Origin of the sequence: Rhodonellum sp. (assembly GCF_030656585.1) — a bacterium.
Classification (GTDB): Bacteria; Bacteroidota; Bacteroidia; order Cytophagales; family Cyclobacteriaceae; genus Rhodonellum; species Rhodonellum psychrophilum.
Window position 1 is genome coordinate 364,738 of record NZ_JAUSPP010000031.1, and the last position, 18,262, is coordinate 382,999.

Sequence of the window (18,262 nt, forward strand, 5' to 3'; positions counted from 1 at the left end):
TTTGATTAATGTTCTAAAATCACACATTTCCCCATGGCCACATCTTCTTCGATGCTTTTATACTTGACGTCTTTCTTGAGGTTTCCGTCTTTATATTGGACAGTGACTTTGTCATTTCGGCCATACGCTTTTTCTGATTTTCTTGGAGCCACTACCTGAGGTGCAGGGCTTCTGTTGGCCACTGCTGCAGCGGCTTGTCTGCTTGATCCTGGATTGAGCGAACTTCCGACCTCTGCCTTTGAAGCCTCGATCTTTGGCTCTACCGGTTTTTTGACTTGCGCGGGTGCTGCCTTTACTTGGTTGGGGTCTTGGGTTGGAAGCTCGGCTTTTGCCAAGAAAGAAATGACATCCTCATTCAACTTGCCCAAGAAACGCTTGAACATTTGGAAAGCCTCAAATTTATAGATCAAAAGTGGATCCTTCTGTTCATAAACCGCATTTTGGACAGACTGTTTCAAGTCATCCATATCTCTTAGGTGCTCTTTCCAGTTTTGGTCAATAATGGCTAGGGTTACATTTTTTTCTATCGCCCGAATCAGATCCCTTCCCTCGTTTTCAATGGTGGATCCCAAATTGATCACCACGCCGATTTGTTTGATCCCATCAGTGATAGGAACCATGATTTCCTTCACCGTTCCCCCTCTTTGGGTATGAACGTCTTTCAAGACAGGAAGCGCTTTTTCTAAGATCATCCCGTTTTTGGCCACATAATTTTTATAGGCGGCATTGAACAATTCTTGGGTCAAGGCACCCGCATCTTTCACCTTGATATCGGTTTCCGAGAATTTATAATCAATCCCGAGGGATGTGAATATATTCATTCTGAGATTGTCCATATCTGAAGTGGTTTTCGCCATATCCACGATGTCTGAGCAGACGTCGTACATAATGTTGAGGATATCCAGTTCCAGCCTTTCGCCCATGAGCGCATTTTTTCTTCTTCTGTAGACCACTTCCCTTTGGGAATTCATCACGTCATCGTATTCCAACAAACGCTTTCTTACCCCGAAGTTGTTTTCCTCTACTTTTCGCTGTGCCCGCTCTATGGATTTGGTGATCATGGAATGTTGGATGACTTCTCCTTCTTCCAGACCCATTCTGTCCATCAATTTGGCGATTCTTTCCGAACCGAAAAGGCGCATCAGGTTATCTTCCAAGGACACAAAAAATTGGGTGGAACCCACATCTCCCTGACGACCAGAACGTCCTCTTAGCTGACGATCCACCCTTCGGGATTCGTGTCTTTCCGTTCCGACGATGGCCAAACCACCGGCTTTTTTGGATTCCGGACTCAACTTGATATCCGTTCCCCTACCCGCCATATTGGTGGCGATGGTCACTGTTCCCGATTTACCAGCTTCGGCCACGATATCGGCTTCGCGGGCATGTTGCTTGGCGTTCAATACCTGGTGCTGGATTTTTCTAATGGTGAGCATTCTGCTCAGTACTTCGGAAATCTCCACCGATGTGGTACCCACCAAAACGGGTCTTCCCGCTTCTGTCAATACTTTGATCTCATCCGCCACAGCATTGAATTTTTCCCGGACGGTTTTGAACACCATATCCTCCCGGTCTTCACGGATAATCGGTCTGTTTGTCGGAATCACCACTACATCCAATTTGTAGATTTCCCAGAACTCACCCGCTTCCGTTTCAGCCGTACCGGTCATACCGGCAAGCTTGTGGTACATTCTGAAATAATTCTGAAGGGTGATCGTGGCGTAAGTTTGCGTGGCATCTTCCACTTTCACATTTTCCTTCGCTTCTATTGCTTGGTGAAGGCCATCTGAGTACCTTCTGCCTTCCATTACACGGCCTGTTTGCTCATCGACGATTTTCACCTTTCCATCTACAAGGATGTATTCGGTGTCTTTCTCAAACATACAATAAGCCTTCAGCAATTGGTTTACGGTATGGATTCTTTGGGCTTTTATGCTGTAATCCTTGATAAGTTCTTCTTTTCTGATCAGTTTTTCCCTATCGTCCAAATCTGGATTTTTTTCCATTTCGCCGATTTCCACACCGATATCCGGAAGGATGAAGAAGCTAGGGTTTTCATTTTTCTGGGTAATGACCTCTATGCCGTTGTCGGTCAGTTCAACCGTATTGGTTTTTTCTTCAATAATAAACAAAAGCGGCTCATCGGCCTCTGGCATCATCCGCTTGTTGTCTTGAAGATAATGGTTTTCGGTCCTTTGCAAGATGACCCTTACTCCCGGCTCGGAAAGATATTTAATCAAGGGTTTGTATTTTGGCATTCCCCTGAAAGCCCTGAACAGCGGCAATCCGCCTTCTTTTTCATTCCCTTCGGAGATCAGTTTTTTGGCTGTGGTCAAATAGCCCTGAACCAACTTTCGCTGTTCGTCCACCAAAGTAGAGACCCTTGGTTTCATGTCCATAAACTCATGCTCGTCACCTCTCGGTACTGGGCCCGAAATGATCAATGGCGTTCTTGCATCATCAATCAACACGGAATCGACCTCATCAATCATGGCAAAATGGTGTTTCCCCTGCACCAAATCCCCGGCTTCACGGGCCATATTGTCCCTGAGGTAATCGAAACCAAACTCATTGTTGGTTCCATAGACGATGTCGGAGGCATAGGCCTTTTTCCTGGCATCGGAGTTGGGCTGATATTTGTCGATACAATCCACGGTCAGACCATGGAATTCAAAAATCGGGGCATTCCACTCGGAATCCCTTTTGGCGAGGTAATCATTGACCGTAACGATATGAACTCCTCGGCCTGCAAGCGCATTGAGGTATGCGGGTAGGGTCGAAACCAATGTTTTTCCTTCACCGGTTGCCATCTCGGCTATTTTGCCTTTGTGAAGGACCATTCCTCCGATCAGCTGAACGTCATAATGGACCATGTCCCAAATGACTTCCGTGCCAGCGGCAAGCCACTTGTTGTGCCAAATGGCTTCTTCACCCGATATTTCCACGTTTGCCTTTTTGGCGGCAAGTTCATTGTCTCGAAGATTTGCGGTGACCACCAATTTTCCGTTTTCCTTGAACCTTCGGGCGGTTTCCTTCACCACAGCGAAGGCTTCGGGCAAGACTTTGTCCAAAACTACTTCCAATGCTGCATCCCTTTCCTTTTCGATTTTGTCGATTTCGTTGAAAAGTGCGTCTTTTTGATGCACTTTGTCGGGTGCAAATGCATTTATTTTATCCCTTATTTCGAGGATTTTATCATCGAAGGATTTTAGATCCCCATTGATGATTGCTTTGATTTCAGCGGTTTTTCCCCTCAATTGATCATCCGTCAAGCCTTTTAATTTTTCAAAGGCCTCATTGATGAGTGGTACTCTGGGGGACAACTCTTTTATATCTCTTGCCGACTTGGTTCCAAATACTTTTGCCAGTCCTTTGGCTATTAATTCTAACATATTTTAATCTTGTGTATATAAGGCCTTAAAATTACAGTCTTTTTGTTACAATTGATAATCCAACCGCATCGGATATGGGAGGAAAAGGATTGGAATTCTCACTTTCCCCCATCCACTGTCGGTGGTCAAATGGTTATTTCCCCTGAGAAAACCTGTTCCGCAGGACCGATCAACAGGATGTCTTTAAAACTCCCATCCGCGCTTTTGGTGAATTTTACTTTGAGGTTTCCCCCCAAGGTTTTGATTTTGACCAGATTCAGTGCGTTTTGATACCCAAATACCAACGCACATGCCGTGACGCCGGTTCCACAGGAAAGTGTCTCGTCTTCCACGCCCCTTTCGTAGGTCCGGACATGGATCTCATCCGATGCGATTGGACTTACAAAATTGACGTTGGTGCCTTTTGGGGCATAGGCTTGGCTGTATCTGATGAGGCCGCCCTGCTCGACTACCGGATAATCCAACACATTCTCCACATAGCGGATATGGTGCGGAGACCCTGTATTCACAAAATAATCCTGCCCCATATTGGCAAGACTGCTGACCGGGGACATTCCCAATTCCACCAGTCCATCGTTCAAGGTGGCTTGATGTGGACCATCGATGGCTAAAAAGCTCGTGTTTTTTTCAATTATTCCGAGGAATTTTGAAAAGGCAACCGCGCACCTTGCACCATTTCCACACATGCTCTTGGAACCATCAGCATTGAAATAGATCATCTCGAAGTCAAAATCCGCCTTATTTCTGATCAAAATAAGCCCGTCTGCCCCTATCCCAAACCTTCGGTCGCAAAGCTGCCCAACCAAGGAGAGATCCTGATCAGGAAAACTTTCCGAACGGTCATCGATCATGACAAAATCGTTGCCGGTTCCTTGGTATTTATAAAAAGAGATTTTCATCATGCGGTTTCCCATTTGTGGGACAAATTGATATTTCAAAAACCAAACCAGTAATTGTTTGGTTCTACAAACATAATCATCTTGTCACAAAATCAGACGTATTGTCCGCTACTTGATTTTATTTTCAGGACGAATTGTTTAACTTGATGCCAATTGTTTTCATAAAAAAATTGGAAAAAATTTAATTTCTAAAGGATCAAAACACAAAAAAATGAAAAAAACACCCTTTCACGTTTCCAGAAGATCATTTATATCGCAAAGTTCCAAGGCGACTTTGGCGTTGGGAATTGGCAGTACGATGGTAGGTTCTTCTTTTTTGGCCGCCTGTGGAAGTCCCGGCGAGAAGGAACAAAAAATCACATTGAGTACGGGGTTCGAACAAACTCCGCTTGGGTATGACTACACCTCCTTGGAGCCAAATATTGACGCCATGACCATGGAAATCCACTATACCAAACATGCTGCCGCTTATGCCAAAAACTTGGGAAAAGCTGTTTCGGAGGAAGGTGTGGATGCCTCAAAACCTTTGGAAGATGTTTTGATGAACATTTCAAAGTACTCAACCAAGATGCGCAACAATGGTGGTGGACATTATAATCACGAATTGTATTGGAAAATCATGAAGCCAAATGCAGGAGGAAAACCTGAAGGGGTTTTGGCAGAAGCCATCAACAGCAGCTTTGGCAGCTTCGAAGCTTTTGTGGAACAATTTGAAACCGCCGGCAAAACTAGGTTTGGTTCCGGTTGGGCATGGTTGGTACTGGACAAAAGCAATAAACTTGCAGTTGGCTCTACCCCTAACCAAGACAATCCCTTGATGGATGTTTCGGAATTTCAGGGAATCCCTTTGATGGGCATTGATGTATGGGAACATGCCTATTATCTCAACTACACAAGTGATCGTGCGGGCTACATCAGCAATTGGTGGAATGTCATCAATTGGGACTTGGTTTCCGAACGGTACGAGGCCTTGGTTTAAATTAAAAAAGATCAATTTTACATTGAATAGCGAGGTTTGTCCCTCGCTATTTTTTTTGCCAAAAAAAATCGACTTTTCTTTTAGTTGCACCGTCTTTCCTTTAAGTGGTAAAATAAACCCCTTTTCTGTCCTTTAAGCTATGGATTTAGGCACAAAACAAAGCTACTAATGGCATGGGCATTGCATAGAGGGCCTTTATAAAACCAACTATTCAAAAAAAATCCAGATTATGAAAAACTATCAAAAACTGTTTACACTGCTTACCCTAGGAGCCTTGGCCATGTCTTGTTCTTCTGAGACCGACGAAAATGTAATCACTGAGCCACAGAGCCAAGTTACACTTAGCGCTTCAGCCCAGAGTATTTCATCTGCTTCGGATGCAAAAGGAAGAACAGTTGTCAATGGTTTCGCAACCACCGGATTCACGGTTGGAACCCAGAAGGTATAAATGATGTATGCAGCTCAAGCCGATTTGGTGGCAGGGGTAAATCTAGGTAACATCACTTTTAAGTCAAATGTGAATACCAAACTTCACGCCTCTACAGCGGAATCCAAATCTTTGGTTTTGGTTGCCCAAGGAGATAAAAAATACACTTTGGTAGGTGAAGGAAATACCTCAAAGGGAAATTATTCGGAGGTAAACTTTAAACTGTTCAAAAACACCGGGACGAACGAAAACGATCCGATGTTCAAGAAATCACTTTTGCTGACTGGTGAGGTGAACGGAAAATTAACCAGAATTTGGACGGAATCTGAAATGGAAATAAAGGCATTGACCGAAAGTGCTTTGGGCATCGAGGTAGATGGAAATACAGATTTGGTCATGATGTTTGACATGGACAAATTGTTTCAAGGAATCGACTTCAAGACTGCAGTAGATGCAGATGGTGATGGACGTATAGAAATCAGTCCTAACAGTCCTGACGGAAATGCTGCTATTTTGAGCAAAATCGAAAGCAACTTGAAGTCATCAGTGATTTTGAAAAAGAAATAAACCAACAGTTATTTAAGTATCGAAAAAAAGCCGGAAAATTCCGGCTTTTTTTGTTTTTTTAGGGTTTAGAAACAGATTAAACAACAATAAAAATGCAAGATCCAACCACCTTGACTTCAGTAGCCGCTTTTCACACCACCTTTAAGCATCCTATTTTACCCGAACCGATGATTCCGAACGAAAAAAGATGTCAATTGAGGGTATCCTTGATCGCGGAAGAATTGAGGGAATTGCAGGAGGGTATCGAAAACAAGGATATTGTGGAAATCGCCGATGCATTGTGCGACATACAATATGTATTGGCGGGGGCCATATTGGAATTTGGATTGGCCGACAGTTTCAAATCGCTATTTGACGAGGTTCAAAGGTCAAATATGAGCAAGGCCTGCGAAAATCTAGAGGAGGCTGAAGCGACAGTATCCCATTATCAAAATAAGGGAGTCGATTGTTTCCACGAAAAAGAAGGAAATTTATATTTGGTCTTCAGGACCGAAGACCGGAAAACATTGAAGTCAATCAATTATTCACCTGCGGATTTAAAGAGCATTCTTGAAAGAACCCCCTAAAAAATTGGTGCAAAGGAATGATGTTGGGTCTTAGTCGTCAAACCTTAAAACCTTTACATCCATTCAATAGTTATATTTGTTCGTTTTTATAATGGTATTTATAATTTTAATTTGGGATATTTAAGGTTGTAAATCATCTCCAATACAGTCCGGGCAAATCCGTGCTGGTTTGGTAATCCCAAGTGGGGTTTAAATTATGATGGGCCCCTGTTAAAGAAGCATTTATCAATAAAAATTAAGGGTGCATTAAATGAATATTCCGTATTTGAAAAAAAAATATTGAATTTATTTCGATTCAAAAGCGTTTCCCAAAAGACATCCAGTTTACACAAATTATATCCGCTTACCCCAATAACAAAATAAGTATCATGAGCCAACCCATTAAATTCATTGATTCAGGTAACTCGCTTTTCTTCGTAACAATAAAAAACAGGATTGATGAATACTTCACATCAAATCAAATTTCCAAGAAAGCAAACGGCGCTATGGTTTTCAAGACGGCCGTCTACATTGTCCTCTTTGTTGGATTTTATGCATTGATCATTTCAGATATTTTGCCGCTCTACCTGACATTTTTTGTTGCGATAGGACTAGGGTTCGTAATGGCATTTATTGGTTTTAACATCTGCCACGATGCATTACATGGATCGTATTCAGAAAAGGCATGGGTAAACAAATCCCTTGGTTTTCTCTTCAACTTCATTGGTGCCAATGTATATGTCTGGAACATCACCCACAACAAGGTGCACCATACCTACACCAATATCATCGGTCACGATGGAGATTTGGAAGTAGCTCCGGGTCTGGTCAGGGTTTCCCCAGAAGAAAAGAAAAAAAGCATTCATAATTATCAACATATCTATGCCTTTTTCCTCTATTCTTTGGCCTCAATTTCTTGGTTTTTCAGAAAGGACTATGTGAAATTCTTTCAAAAGAAAATTGGCGCCCATGTGAACAAGCATCCCAAAATTGAATACTTCAATCTTTTCTTTTACAAGGCATTCTATTACACCCTGTTCATTGTGATTCCCTTGGTATTTATGGACATCACGTGGTGGCAATACCTGATTGGCTATTTATCAATGAATTTTGCAATGGGACTGGTTTTAGGACTTGTTTTCCAACTGGCGCACTTGGTGGAAGATACCGATATGCCAAATCCTAAGGAGTTCGAAAACATTGAGGAAGCTTGGGCTGAACACCAAATCAAAACCACTGCAAACTTTGCAAGGAAAAGCAAAATTGCAACGTTCTTGTGTGGTGGGTTGAATTATCAGGTGGAGCATCATCTTTTTCCAAAGATCTGCCACATCCACTACCCTGCCATGTCTGAAATCGTCAAGAAAACCGCACATGAATTTCAACTTCCTTATCACGAAAACGAAACCTTTTATTCAGCGCTAAAATCCCATTACCATTTCCTAAAGCGATTGGGCCAAGCTGCCTAAAACGAATTTCAGTACTGGGCAGAAAGCGAACAATAATGTATTCCCACAAAAAAAGAACCTGGCATCAAATGTCAGGTTCTTTTTTTATGAGGCTGTCTTGATTGACTGTAGTCCATCCAAATCCAATCCAAAGAGCGGGAACCCGAAAAACCAAATTCAGGCTATTTCGTCCTTCCCTCCACTATTTTGTCGTACTCGGTATCATTGGGCTCCCAAAGTTCGATTTTGTTTCCTTCGGGATCCAGGAGATGCACAAATTTCCCATACTCAAACGCCTCGATTTCATCCAAGATCGTGACACCATCCTTTCTGAGTTCCTCCACCAAGCGTGTAATGTCTTCCACCCGGTAGTTGATCATGAATTCCTTTTGAGAAGGATGATAATGTTGGGAGTTTTCGGAGGAGGTGCTCCATTGGGTGAATCCTTTTTTTTCCGAGTGCTCAGCCTGTCTCCATTCGAAGTTGGTCCCATAGGCATCTGTTTGGAGGCCGAGATGATCGGCATACCATTCCTTCATTTTTTGGGGATCCCTACACTTGAAAAAGATTCCTCCTATACCGGTTACTTTTTTCATATTGTACAATCGATGGAGGTGAAATTACAAAAAAACGAAAGAATTTTGAGGGAAATGAATTTTTTTCGGGGAGAAATAGAGTGAAAAAATATGCTCCCTAAAATACAAAAAGCCTCGCAAAATGGCGAAGCTTTTTGTACCAGGAGCGGGAATCGAACCCGCACGAGATTTCTCTCACAAGATTTTAAGTCTTGCGTGTCTACCTATTCCACCATCCCGGCTTCACTGCGGATTTCTCCGAGCTACTTGGTTTTTGTTGTAAACAACAAAGCCCTCTTTCAAGGGCTTTTGGAGCGAAAGACGAGATTCGAACTCGCGACCCCGACCTTGGCAAGGTCGTGCTCTACCAGCTGAGCTACTTTCGCTTTTGTTTAAATTGCGAATCCAGATCGTTTTCTGAATCAATTATGAGTACAAAGGTAAAGCAGAATTCTAAATTTACAAGTTTGTGAACTTAAAAAAATTTAATTTTCGTTTCTTGATTTGCTCATAAATTGAACGTCAACCACTTAAAGGGTCCTTTGATCCATTAATTTTTTTATCATATCCCCTGTATTTTTGGCTTTCAGTTTTTTCATGATCTTTTTCCTATGGGTAAAAACGGTATTTACCGAAATAAAAAGCTTTTCCGCAATCTCTTTGGAATCCAAGCCCTCCAACATCAGGGATCCAATCTCCTTTTCTTTTTTGGTTAACGGAATCTCAACGCTCACCGGCTCGTTCTTGTAACAGGCGATTCTGGTGCCATCATGGGATGTATAGGAATAGCCCCAGTCGAATTCCTTGACAGCCGGTGGACTGGTAAGATGGGCTACAATATGCAAATCCATCACAACATTCCCATTATCGTCTATCCAATAAGGCTTCACTTTTGTCAAGAACCATTTGGCTATTTGTGTTTCTTTATGGAGCCACCGCACGACATAGGTAAACTCAAAGCCTTTTTTTTCTTCAAAATTCAATTTGGAAAGCACGCCAAAAATGATGTCCTGAAACTTATACAGTATTTCACGATCCTCTGGATGGATCATGTCCAAGACTCCTTCAAATCCCCTTTTTTTGAAATACGAGCTCGGATACCCAATAATATCCCCAACATTGTCCGTACAAAAAGCGATGCTGAGGTCCCGATAATCAATGCAAGCAATGATCAACCCCTCCTTCATCCCGATATTATCACTGATCATTGCCAAATCCTCCATCAATTTGGATTCATTTTGCTGGTATGAACAAAAATCCTGTTCTGTCCATTGGATAAATTTTTCTGAAAACTTATTTTGGGTGCTTAACTTATTTATTAAAAATTGATCCATAAAAAACTTTTCCAAAAACGTAACCCCTCAATATACGATATAAAGTTTTATTTATGGAAAAAACCACCTACTTCTCTAATTTTTTCTTTATTTCATTTAGTTTTATGAGCGCCTCAATCGGAGAAATGGTATTGATGTCAATCTTTTCCAACATTTCTTTTGTTTCCTTGAATTTTGGGTCCATTTCAAACAGGCTCAATTGATAGGTGTTTTTTGGGATTTCCCTTATTTTCTCATTTTGGTTATGAATCGCCTTGTCTTTTTCCAGGTGCAACATGATTTCCGACGCTCTTAAAACGACATGGTTAGGCATTCCGGCCATTTGGGCAACATGGATACCAAAACTGTGCTCGCTACCGCCTTCTTTGAGTTTTCGCATGAAGATCACTTTGTTACCGACTTCCTTTACGGAAACGTTGTAATTTTTAACTTTTGGAAAATCATCAGCCAATTGGTTCAATTCATGGTAATGTGTGGCAAACAAAGTCTTCGCCCTAAACTTTGGGTGATTGTGCAGGAATTCTACAATGGACCATGCGATGGAAATGCCGTCGTAGGTAGACGTCCCCCTTCCGATTTCATCCATCAAAACAAGACTTCGGTCCGACAGGTTGTTGAGAATACTGGCTGTTTCGGTCATCTCTACCATAAACGTGGATTCTCCCCGGGAAAGGTTGTCAGAGGCCCCGACACGGGTAAATACCTTGTCGATAATGCCGATCCTGGCATAGGAAGCCGGGACAAAACTCCCCATCTGGGCCATCAGTACGATGAGGGCCGTCTGCCTGAGCAATGCGGACTTACCCGCCATGTTGGGTCCCGTGATGATGATGATTTGCTGGGCATCATTGTCCAGGTAAATGTCATTGGGCACATAGGGTTCTCCGATCGGTAGCTGTTTTTCAATGACAGGATGCCTGCCGTCTTTGATTTCGAGGGAATCGGTATCCGCGATTTTTGGCTTGCAATACTGATTGCTGCGGGCCACCCGGGCAAAGGAAAGGAGACAATCCACCGTGGCCAAAATCCTTGCATTCTGCTGGATTTGGGGGACATACTCAGAAGCATCCTGGATCAGGGCCATAAAATACCTTTGCTCGATCGCAATCATCCTTTCCTCCGCATTCAAGATCTTCTCCTCATACTCCTTAAGCTCAGGCGTAATGTATCTTTCTGCGTTGACCAAGGTTTGTTTCCTGATCCATTCCTGCGGAACCTTGTCTTTATGGGAGTTGGTCACCTCCAGGTAATATCCAAAAACCTTATTGAAGGCGATTTTTAGGGAAGTGATTCCGGTAGCCTGGATTTCTCTTTGTTGGAGTTTGAGCAAATAATCCTTTCCCGTATTGGCCAATCCACGGTATTCATCCAGCTCTGCATCCACGCCATCGTTGATGATGCCACCTTGGTGGATCAGCATTGGGGCCTCCTCCTGCAGTTCCCTTTGAATTTTTTCAAGCAAAAATTCACTGGGATTGATCTGATCTGAAAGTTTTCGGAGTGAATTGTTTTTTCCGGTCTTGAGCAAGCTTTTGATCGGAAGGGTGTTTTTCAAAGCCCTTTTGAGCTGATTCATTTCCCGCGGGTTGATCCTGCCCACAGCGACCTTTGAGATAATCCGTTCCAAATCCCCAATGTGCTTCAGGTGGGCAAGAATTTCCTCTCCAGCTTCCGCTTCATTGTAAAAATGCTCCACCACCTTCAGCCGCTCTTCGATGGGCTCTTTTTCCTTGAGGGGGAGCACCATCCATTTTTTCATCATCCTGGAACCCATTGGAGTGATGCTGTGGTCCAGAATCTGGATCAGCGGAATACCGCCTTCTTGCTGGGGATAAACAAGCTCCAGGTTTCGGATCGTGAATTTGTCTAACCAAACATATTTCTCCTCTGCAATACGCGAAATGGATGCAATGTGCTTTACCTCCCGATGCTCCGTTTCTTCCAGATAAAAAAGGACCGCACCGGCAGCGACAATTCCATGTTCCAAGTTTTCGATACCAAAGCCCTTGAGGTTTTGGGTGGCGAAATGATTGATTAGTTTTTCGTAGGTATAATCAAACTGGAACACCCAATCTTCGCAATGAAAAGTGGAATAATTGTCTTTGAGCACCTCTGCCGCTCTGCTTCTTGCGGCTTTTGAATAGATGACTTCAGAAGGACTGAAACTTTGCAGCAATTTATCAATATAGGATTGGGAACCTTCGGCACACATGAACTCTCCCGTTGAAAGGTCCAAAAAAGCGATGCCAAGAATTTCATTGCCAAAATAAATGGATGCCAAGAAGTTGTTTTTTCTTTTGTCCAAGACATTGTCATTGAAGGACAGGCCCGGAGTGACCAGTTCAGTGACCCCTCTTTTGACAATTCCTTTTGCCTCCTTGGGATCCTCAAGTTGGTCACAGATGGCCACCCTGTGGCCGGCACGCACCAATTTGGGCAAGTAGGTGTCCAGGGAATGGTGTGGGAACCCAGCCAGCTCAATGTGCGAGGCAGAACCATTTGCTCTTTTGGTCAGGACAATGTCCAATACCTTGCTTGCCTTGATGGCGTCCTCCCCAAAAGTTTCATAGAAATCCCCAACCCTAAAAAGCAAAAGTGCCCCAGGGTGTTTTGATTTGATGGCATTGTATTGCTTCATCAATGGGGTTTCCTTCACTTCTTTATCCTTCTCCTTGGCCATATTCGCTCGAAATTAAATCTTTATGTTAATTTTGGATTTGATTTAACACCTGAAATTAAAAGATTAAAAAAGCTAAACAAAACCCAATGAAAAAATTAAGCATGGAGGAGCTCAACAGACTCTCGGTGGAAGAATTCAAGAAGATAGAAAAAAGCCCACTCGTGATTGTGTTGGACAATGTCCGAAGCTTGAACAATGTGGGTTCGGTTTTTAGGACTGCAGATGCTTTCTTGATCGAAAAAATCTATCTCTGCGGCATTACCGGAACACCCCCGCACCGTGAAATCCAAAAAACCGCTTTAGGCGCCACCGAATCCATGGAATGGACCTATGCGCCCACTACCCTGGAAGCACTCGAAACCCTGAAATCCTCCGGATATACCCTATGTGCCTTTGAGCAAGTGGAGCATAGTCTTTCCCTTGATGAATTTAAACCAGAAAAAGGGGAGAAATATGCACTCGTGTTTGGAAATGAAGTCTTCGGCGTGGAAGACGAAGTGATCCAGGCTTGCGACCACATCATCGAGATCCCACAATTGGGTACCAAGCATTCTCTTAATATTTCTGTCAGTTTGGGTATAGCTGTTTGGGATTTTATCTCCAAAATGGGGGTTTTGAAGGGCAATTGAGGAATTTTCCTTTTTTCCCAAACAAAAAAGCCAGACTTGATGGCCTGGCTTTTTATTTAATGAATATTTTTCACCACTTTAATCCTCCTTGAATTTGTCCACGACATAAAGAAACAAATTGAATGATAAAGTGGACATTCCTTCTTTCCTGTTCTCTTTTTCACCACCCTGCTTTAAGATTGGATTTTCCTTTCTTTGGGGAGCGGCATTTAAAACCTGAGGCTTATTTTTTGCCGGGTTGGGTCTGTAAAAATTATCTGATCTTTGGTCTACTGTACCGGATTCTGGACTTTCAAAACTCCCCGAGTGATCAATCGTTTTTGGCAACTCAGGTATATTTCTTTCTTGTTCAACTTGGGCGAATGCATTCATGGAAGCAACAATGCAAAAAACAACGGCAAGAAAAGTTCCTTTTTGGGCATTTAAAGAAATTTTGTTTGGTTTTGTCATTTTGGTGAATGGATTGAGTACTTTCAACACTGTGTTTAAGCAAGTTAAGATTCAAAAATACAAAAAATTACAACACTATGCAAACGATTGATATCACTGATTTTTATAAGATTGAGTTGAGAGTGGGGACGATCACCAAAGCAGAAGTCTTCGGGAAAACCAAAAAACCCGCCTATAAACTCTGGGTGGATTTGGGAGAATTTGGAATCAAAAAATCCTCCGCCCAGATTACCGACCACTATACAACAGATGAGTTGGTCGGCAAGCAGGTCGTCTGTGTTTGCAATTTCAAGCCTAGGCAAATTGCGGATTTCATGTCGGAGATATTGGTGACTGGATTTGATGATGGATCCGGTAAAATTGTCCTGGCCACCGTGGATGTCCCAGTTCCCAACGGGGGAAAATTGCACTGAAAAATCAGATAAAAATCTGCAGCCCCTCCTCGGAAAGCAAATTTTTATAAACCTTGAGTTCTGCACAATTTCCGGATCGGACTTGTCCCGTATGGAGATCAAATCTGAAATGGTGCAAAGGACAAATCACCTCCGCCAAACCAGTGACTTGGCCCTGATGAAGAGGTGTCTTCTGATGGGGACACAGCGTTTCGAAGGCGAAAAATTCATTTCCAAGTCTGGAAACACAGATTTTGACAGTCCCTAATTGGACCAGTTTAATCCCCCTATCCGGGATGAGTGCCATCACCTGTTCCCTACTTTGCCCCAGCGTAAATGTTTTCATAACAGAATTTAAAAATGTACTTTAGTAGACTCAACCAAATATAACCAGAACATGAAAAAAATGATGATACTTCCCCTTTTGTTTTTTGTGGCAACCCTGACCGCACAGCATCTGGAGGGATCATGGAAAATGACCCATCAAAATGGAAAGCCGGTAACCGATAGGGAAATCGTAAAAATTTACCAAGATGGTTATTTTTCATTCGGAGCAAAAGAGCTGGATGGGGATAAATTTATCAGTGCAGGCGGAGGAGAATACATCCTTAAGGACAATTACTACACGGAAAAATTCGATTTCAATACCGAAACACCCGAAATGGTGGGGCAAGTGGCTGATTATTCGCTTGACTTGGTAGATGGAAAGCTTGTGATTTCTGCTGAAATCGAGGGCAAATCCCGGGTGGAAATTTGGAAAAAAATCAGTGATCAAAAAAATGATCTCACCGGAAACTGGGTGATGACGGGAAGAAAAAGAGATGGAGAAATCAGCAGAAGCACACCTGGAGCACGAAGGACTATCAAAATCCTCAGTGGAGGGCATTTCCAATGGGTGGCATTCAATTCCGAAACCAAGGAGTTTATGGGGACTGGTGGCGGAAATTATACGGCAGAAAACGGCAAATATGTCGAAAACATCGCTTTTTTCTCAAGGGACGACAGTCGTGTTGGGGCCACCTTGGGTTTTGATTTTGAAGTGAACGAAGGTGAATGGCACCACAGTGGCGTGAGTTCCACCGGAAACCCCATTTATGAAATCTGGACCAGATACAGGGACGGTTATAAGAAACCAAAGCAATAACCTGAAGCAAAAAGCGCCATTCCCTCAAAACCTAAACCTTGGGGGAATGGCACCTTCAATCTTTTTTCAGCTTTTGTAATTCATTGAGGAATTCCAAAACTTCGTTTGATTCAGCTAAATAAAATAAAAAAGGGCCAAGTTATTTCTGGAGCAACTTCACTTCTTCATGGCGGAAACAATCCACAAAATGGTCATTGACCAAACCCGTGGCCTGCATGTGTGCATAAATAGTCGTGCTTCCCAAAAATTTGAAACCTCTTTTTTTTAGGTCCTTGGCCAAGCGGTCGGATTCGGGAATGGTGGCGACCACTTCTTGTAGTTTCGTCAACTTCCTTTGAATGGGTTGGCCATCAACAAAATCCCAAATATAATTCGAGAAGCTTCCAAATTCGGATTGGATTTCCATAAACCTTTTTGCATTGTTGATGGCAGCTTTGATTTTCAGGACATTTCGGATGATGCCGGGATTTTGCAGCAATTCCTGCACGTAACCATCTGGAAATTCCGCAACAATTTTGTAATCAAAATCGGCAAAAGCATTTCTGTATCCCTCCCTTTTTTTGAGAATTGTCGCCCAGCTCAATCCTGCTTGGGCACTTTCCAGAATCAAGAATTCGAAATGGATGCTGTCCTCATAAACGGGCACGCCCCATTCTTCGTCATGGTATTGGATGTATTGCTCGAAGCCGAGACACCAGGGACACCTGTGCTTTTCCGGATCTTGTGGTCTGTTCATTTTGTTTGCATCAAAGGTTCAAATACCAAATACTCGCATTCAACAACATGGCAAAGCTTACCCAAAGGATATAAGGAATCATCAAATATGCTGCAATTTTATTGATCGGAAAGAAAAGCCTGATGCAGATCAGGATCAAAACCCAAAGCGGAATGATGATCACCAAACCCAGTATCGGGGATTCCAGCCCGAAGAACGCGGGAGACCAAATAGCATTCAAAACAAGCTGTGCGATAAAAACCACCAGAGCCTGTTTTTTAAAGGGGTGCTGCGATTTCCAAATCAGATAAACCGCAAGCCCCATCATCAGGTACAAAAGCGTCCACGCCGGTCCAAAAACCCATGAAGGCGGAGTGAAAAAAGGTTTTTCTATGCTTTGGTACCAGCTCCCAATAGAGGCAACCGTAACTAGCGCGCCCAATCCACCCAACAATTGTGGAACAACGATCGAAATCACCAATTTGAGTGTGTTGTTCATTTATTTTACGATCTCTAACAATGATCTAAAAACAACATATTTATCTTCGAATTTGGCTTTGAAATCTGACTGAAGCTTTGGGCCGTATGTCGAATTGTACTCACTTATTTTTTCCATGCTGTCGGTGAAGTATTGAATGGAATAGTTGACCGTGCCATCATCTGTCTCATGCAACAATTTGTAAAATTTATTTTCATGGAAAATACCCGTAGCCAAAACGTCCGGAATATGCACCTCCTTCATCCATAGGATCCATTCCTGCTCAACTTGCTTTTCAATGTTGACTGTTATATTGTATAATATCATTGTTATTGGGTTTTATCTTTATTTTTGTGGCCCGAAAGAATAACAAATATAGTCTTGTCGGGTTAAAAAAACGCCACGAACAATTAATTGCGATCACCCAAAGGATGAAATTAGAAAAATAATGGAGCGAATCACTGCGGAAGAAACAACCAAAAACCACCAATTGGACAGGATCAATATTTTCAAACTCATCATCCTTGTCTTTCACATCGTGGGGATTGTCGGGATGTCGATTCCTTCCATCAGGCCTTATTTCCAGCTGCTAACCCCATTTCACCTTTTGCTGTGTACGGGTTTATTGCTGGTATTCCACAAAGGATGGAATGTGAATTTCCTGATTTTTTCCCTCTTGGCTTTTGGGATAGGTTTCGGGGCCGAGGTCATTGGCGTCCATACACAATTGCTTTTTGGGGGTTATTCCTATGGTTCGGTTTTGGGAGTTAAGGTTTTTGAGGTCCCTTTGATGATTGGGGTAAATTGGTTTCTCCTTGTGTACCTGAGCGCTGAGATTTTTGAGGGAAGAATCCGCAACTGGTTGGTAGCAGCCATTCTGGGAGCATTGGTCATGGTAATCATGGACTTTCTGATTGAGCCAGTCGCAGTGTCCCTGGATTTTTGGGCCTGGGAAGGCGGCCAAATCCCTTTGTCCAATTATACCAGTTGGTTTATAGTGGCTCTTGTCATTCAATTGATCTATGGAAAACTTGAGTTTAGGAAAAAAAACCCCCTAGCTTTGTTTTTGTTGCTCAATCTGATTGTCTTTTTTGGGATCCTGAATGTCGTACTCAGTTGAGGTGGAAAAAATCCTTTAAACATTGTAATTACTAAAGTGTTATGAATTTTATGAACGCGATCATATTTGTTCTTCTTGGTTTTGCAGCCATGGAATTTTCCGGATGGTTCATTCACAAATACATCATGCATGGGCCTTTGTGGAATGTTCACAAAACCCACCATCAAGCATCCAAATCCTTCTTTGAATTGAATGATTTATTTTCCCTCTTGTTTGGCAGCATCGCCATCGCCTTGATCATTATCGGAGCGGAGGGCTTGGATTTTAGGTTTTGGATCGGAGTGGGGATCAGTCTCTATGGAATCAGCTACTTCTTTCTCCACGACATCCTGATCCACCGAAGGTTGAAATGGCTCAATAAGCCAAAGAACAAATTCATTAAGGGCATATTTAAAGCCCATCAAGCGCATCATGCTACCAACAAAAAGAACGATGCTGTTTCTTTTGGTTTGTTCATCGTTCCTAAAAAATACTTTAAAAATTAAATG

General features: G+C 42.6%; 20 protein-coding genes and 2 tRNA genes. 10 read left to right on the forward strand and 12 right to left on the reverse strand.

Annotated elements, in window-relative coordinates; all coding sequences use genetic code 11:
* Window positions 1–5 precede the first annotated feature (5 nt).
* Complete coding sequence (secA, locus tag Q7J63_RS08455; protein WP_304885394.1) at window positions 6–3,392, reverse strand: preprotein translocase subunit SecA; 3,387 nt, start codon at window positions 3,390–3,392, stop codon at window positions 6–8.
* Window positions 3,393–3,517: 125 nt separating this feature from the next.
* Window positions 3,518–4,291 carry a diaminopimelate epimerase gene (gene dapF / locus Q7J63_RS08460; protein WP_026333429.1) on the reverse strand — a complete coding sequence of 258 codons (774 nt, stop codon included), beginning with the start codon at window positions 4,289–4,291 and terminating at the stop codon, window positions 3,518–3,520.
* Window positions 4,292–4,502: 211 nt separating this feature from the next.
* Here dapF and Q7J63_RS08465 point away from each other — a divergent pair, with 211 nt between their 5' ends.
* From Q7J63_RS08465 to Q7J63_RS08485, 5 genes are all read left to right on the forward strand, one after another.
* A complete protein-coding gene (locus tag Q7J63_RS08465) occupies window positions 4,503–5,270 on the forward strand; it encodes a superoxide dismutase (protein WP_304885396.1) in 768 nt (255 codons plus the stop codon).
* A gap of 229 nt (window positions 5,271–5,499) precedes the next feature.
* Window positions 5,500–5,718: a hypothetical protein gene (locus Q7J63_RS08470; protein ID WP_304885398.1), complete on the forward strand. Its 219-nt coding sequence runs from the start codon at window positions 5,500–5,502 to the stop codon at window positions 5,716–5,718.
* Window positions 5,719–6,264 carry a hypothetical protein gene (locus Q7J63_RS08475; RefSeq protein WP_304885400.1) on the forward strand — a complete coding sequence of 182 codons (546 nt, stop codon included), beginning with the start codon at window positions 5,719–5,721 and terminating at the stop codon, window positions 6,262–6,264. It begins immediately after the preceding gene.
* Window positions 6,265–6,356: 92 nt separating this feature from the next.
* Entirely contained in the window at window positions 6,357–6,830 is a 474-nt protein-coding gene (locus Q7J63_RS08480; RefSeq protein WP_019596064.1) for a nucleoside triphosphate pyrophosphohydrolase family protein, read from the forward strand.
* Between the two features lie 368 nt (window positions 6,831–7,198).
* Window positions 7,199–8,278 carry an acyl-CoA desaturase gene (locus tag Q7J63_RS08485; RefSeq protein WP_019596063.1) on the forward strand — a complete coding sequence of 360 codons (1,080 nt, stop codon included), beginning with the start codon at window positions 7,199–7,201 and terminating at the stop codon, window positions 8,276–8,278.
* 161 nt (window positions 8,279–8,439) lie between these two features.
* On the opposite strand, the gene Q7J63_RS08490 is transcribed toward Q7J63_RS08485, so the two are convergent.
* From Q7J63_RS08490 to mutS, 5 genes are all read right to left on the reverse strand, one after another.
* Window positions 8,440–8,853 (reverse strand): VOC family protein, encoded by a 414-nt coding sequence (locus Q7J63_RS08490; RefSeq protein ID WP_304885403.1) that lies wholly within the window; start codon window positions 8,851–8,853, stop codon window positions 8,440–8,442.
* A 137-nt stretch (window positions 8,854–8,990) separates the two neighbouring features.
* Window positions 8,991–9,074, reverse strand: a tRNA-Leu gene (locus tag Q7J63_RS08495).
* A gap of 68 nt (window positions 9,075–9,142) precedes the next feature.
* Window positions 9,143–9,218: transfer RNA gene (locus Q7J63_RS08500), tRNA-Gly, on the reverse strand.
* 144 nt (window positions 9,219–9,362) lie between these two features.
* Window positions 9,363–10,166, reverse strand: a complete 804-nt coding sequence (locus tag Q7J63_RS08505; protein ID WP_304885405.1) for a LuxR C-terminal-related transcriptional regulator — start codon at window positions 10,164–10,166, stop codon at window positions 9,363–9,365.
* 67 nt (window positions 10,167–10,233) lie between these two features.
* Window positions 10,234–12,846 carry a DNA mismatch repair protein MutS gene (gene mutS, locus Q7J63_RS08510; protein ID WP_304885407.1) on the reverse strand — a complete coding sequence of 871 codons (2,613 nt, stop codon included), beginning with the start codon at window positions 12,844–12,846 and terminating at the stop codon, window positions 10,234–10,236.
* An 86-nt stretch (window positions 12,847–12,932) separates the two neighbouring features.
* On the opposite strand from mutS, the gene Q7J63_RS08515 reads away from it, so the two are divergent.
* Window positions 12,933–13,475: an RNA methyltransferase gene (locus Q7J63_RS08515; protein ID WP_304885409.1), complete on the forward strand. Its 543-nt coding sequence runs from the start codon at window positions 12,933–12,935 to the stop codon at window positions 13,473–13,475.
* 78 nt (window positions 13,476–13,553) lie between these two features.
* Here the strand turns inward: Q7J63_RS08515 and Q7J63_RS08520 are convergent, their stop codons facing one another.
* Window positions 13,554–13,925: a hypothetical protein gene (locus Q7J63_RS08520; protein ID WP_304885410.1), complete on the reverse strand. Its 372-nt coding sequence runs from the start codon at window positions 13,923–13,925 to the stop codon at window positions 13,554–13,556.
* A gap of 77 nt (window positions 13,926–14,002) precedes the next feature.
* On the opposite strand from Q7J63_RS08520, the gene Q7J63_RS08525 reads away from it, so the two are divergent.
* Complete coding sequence (locus Q7J63_RS08525) at window positions 14,003–14,338, forward strand: tRNA-binding protein (protein WP_304885411.1); 336 nt, start codon at window positions 14,003–14,005, stop codon at window positions 14,336–14,338.
* 4 nt (window positions 14,339–14,342) lie between these two features.
* On the opposite strand, the gene Q7J63_RS08530 is transcribed toward Q7J63_RS08525, so the two are convergent.
* Window positions 14,343–14,663: a Rieske 2Fe-2S domain-containing protein gene (locus tag Q7J63_RS08530; RefSeq protein ID WP_304885412.1), complete on the reverse strand. Its 321-nt coding sequence runs from the start codon at window positions 14,661–14,663 to the stop codon at window positions 14,343–14,345.
* Between the two features lie 51 nt (window positions 14,664–14,714).
* Here Q7J63_RS08530 and Q7J63_RS08535 point away from each other — a divergent pair, with 51 nt between their 5' ends.
* Window positions 14,715–15,461 (forward strand): hypothetical protein, encoded by a 747-nt coding sequence (locus tag Q7J63_RS08535; RefSeq protein WP_019596054.1) that lies wholly within the window; start codon window positions 14,715–14,717, stop codon window positions 15,459–15,461.
* A gap of 139 nt (window positions 15,462–15,600) precedes the next feature.
* On the opposite strand, the gene Q7J63_RS08540 is transcribed toward Q7J63_RS08535, so the two are convergent.
* From Q7J63_RS08540 to Q7J63_RS08550, 3 genes are read right to left on the reverse strand one after another with little or no spacing between them, the layout of a single operon-like run.
* On the reverse strand, window positions 15,601–16,197 hold the full coding sequence (locus Q7J63_RS08540) for a DNA-3-methyladenine glycosylase I (RefSeq protein WP_019596053.1): 597 nt from the start codon (window positions 16,195–16,197) through the stop codon (window positions 15,601–15,603).
* A 10-nt stretch (window positions 16,198–16,207) separates the two neighbouring features.
* Window positions 16,208–16,675: a TspO/MBR family protein gene (locus Q7J63_RS08545; RefSeq protein WP_304885416.1), complete on the reverse strand. Its 468-nt coding sequence runs from the start codon at window positions 16,673–16,675 to the stop codon at window positions 16,208–16,210.
* The gene (locus tag Q7J63_RS08550) at window positions 16,676–16,981 is read right to left on the reverse strand and encodes a DUF4286 family protein (RefSeq protein WP_304885417.1); all 306 of its coding nucleotides are present in this window, start codon (window positions 16,979–16,981) and stop codon (window positions 16,676–16,678) included.
* A gap of 121 nt (window positions 16,982–17,102) precedes the next feature.
* Here Q7J63_RS08550 and Q7J63_RS08555 point away from each other — a divergent pair, with 121 nt between their 5' ends.
* Both Q7J63_RS08555 and Q7J63_RS08560 read left to right on the forward strand, forming a co-directional pair.
* The gene (locus Q7J63_RS08555; protein ID WP_019596050.1) at window positions 17,103–17,774 is read left to right on the forward strand and encodes a carotenoid biosynthesis protein; all 672 of its coding nucleotides are present in this window, start codon (window positions 17,103–17,105) and stop codon (window positions 17,772–17,774) included.
* A gap of 41 nt (window positions 17,775–17,815) precedes the next feature.
* Complete coding sequence (locus Q7J63_RS08560; protein WP_019596049.1) at window positions 17,816–18,259, forward strand: sterol desaturase family protein; 444 nt, start codon at window positions 17,816–17,818, stop codon at window positions 18,257–18,259.
* Window positions 18,260–18,262: the final 3 nt, after the last annotated feature.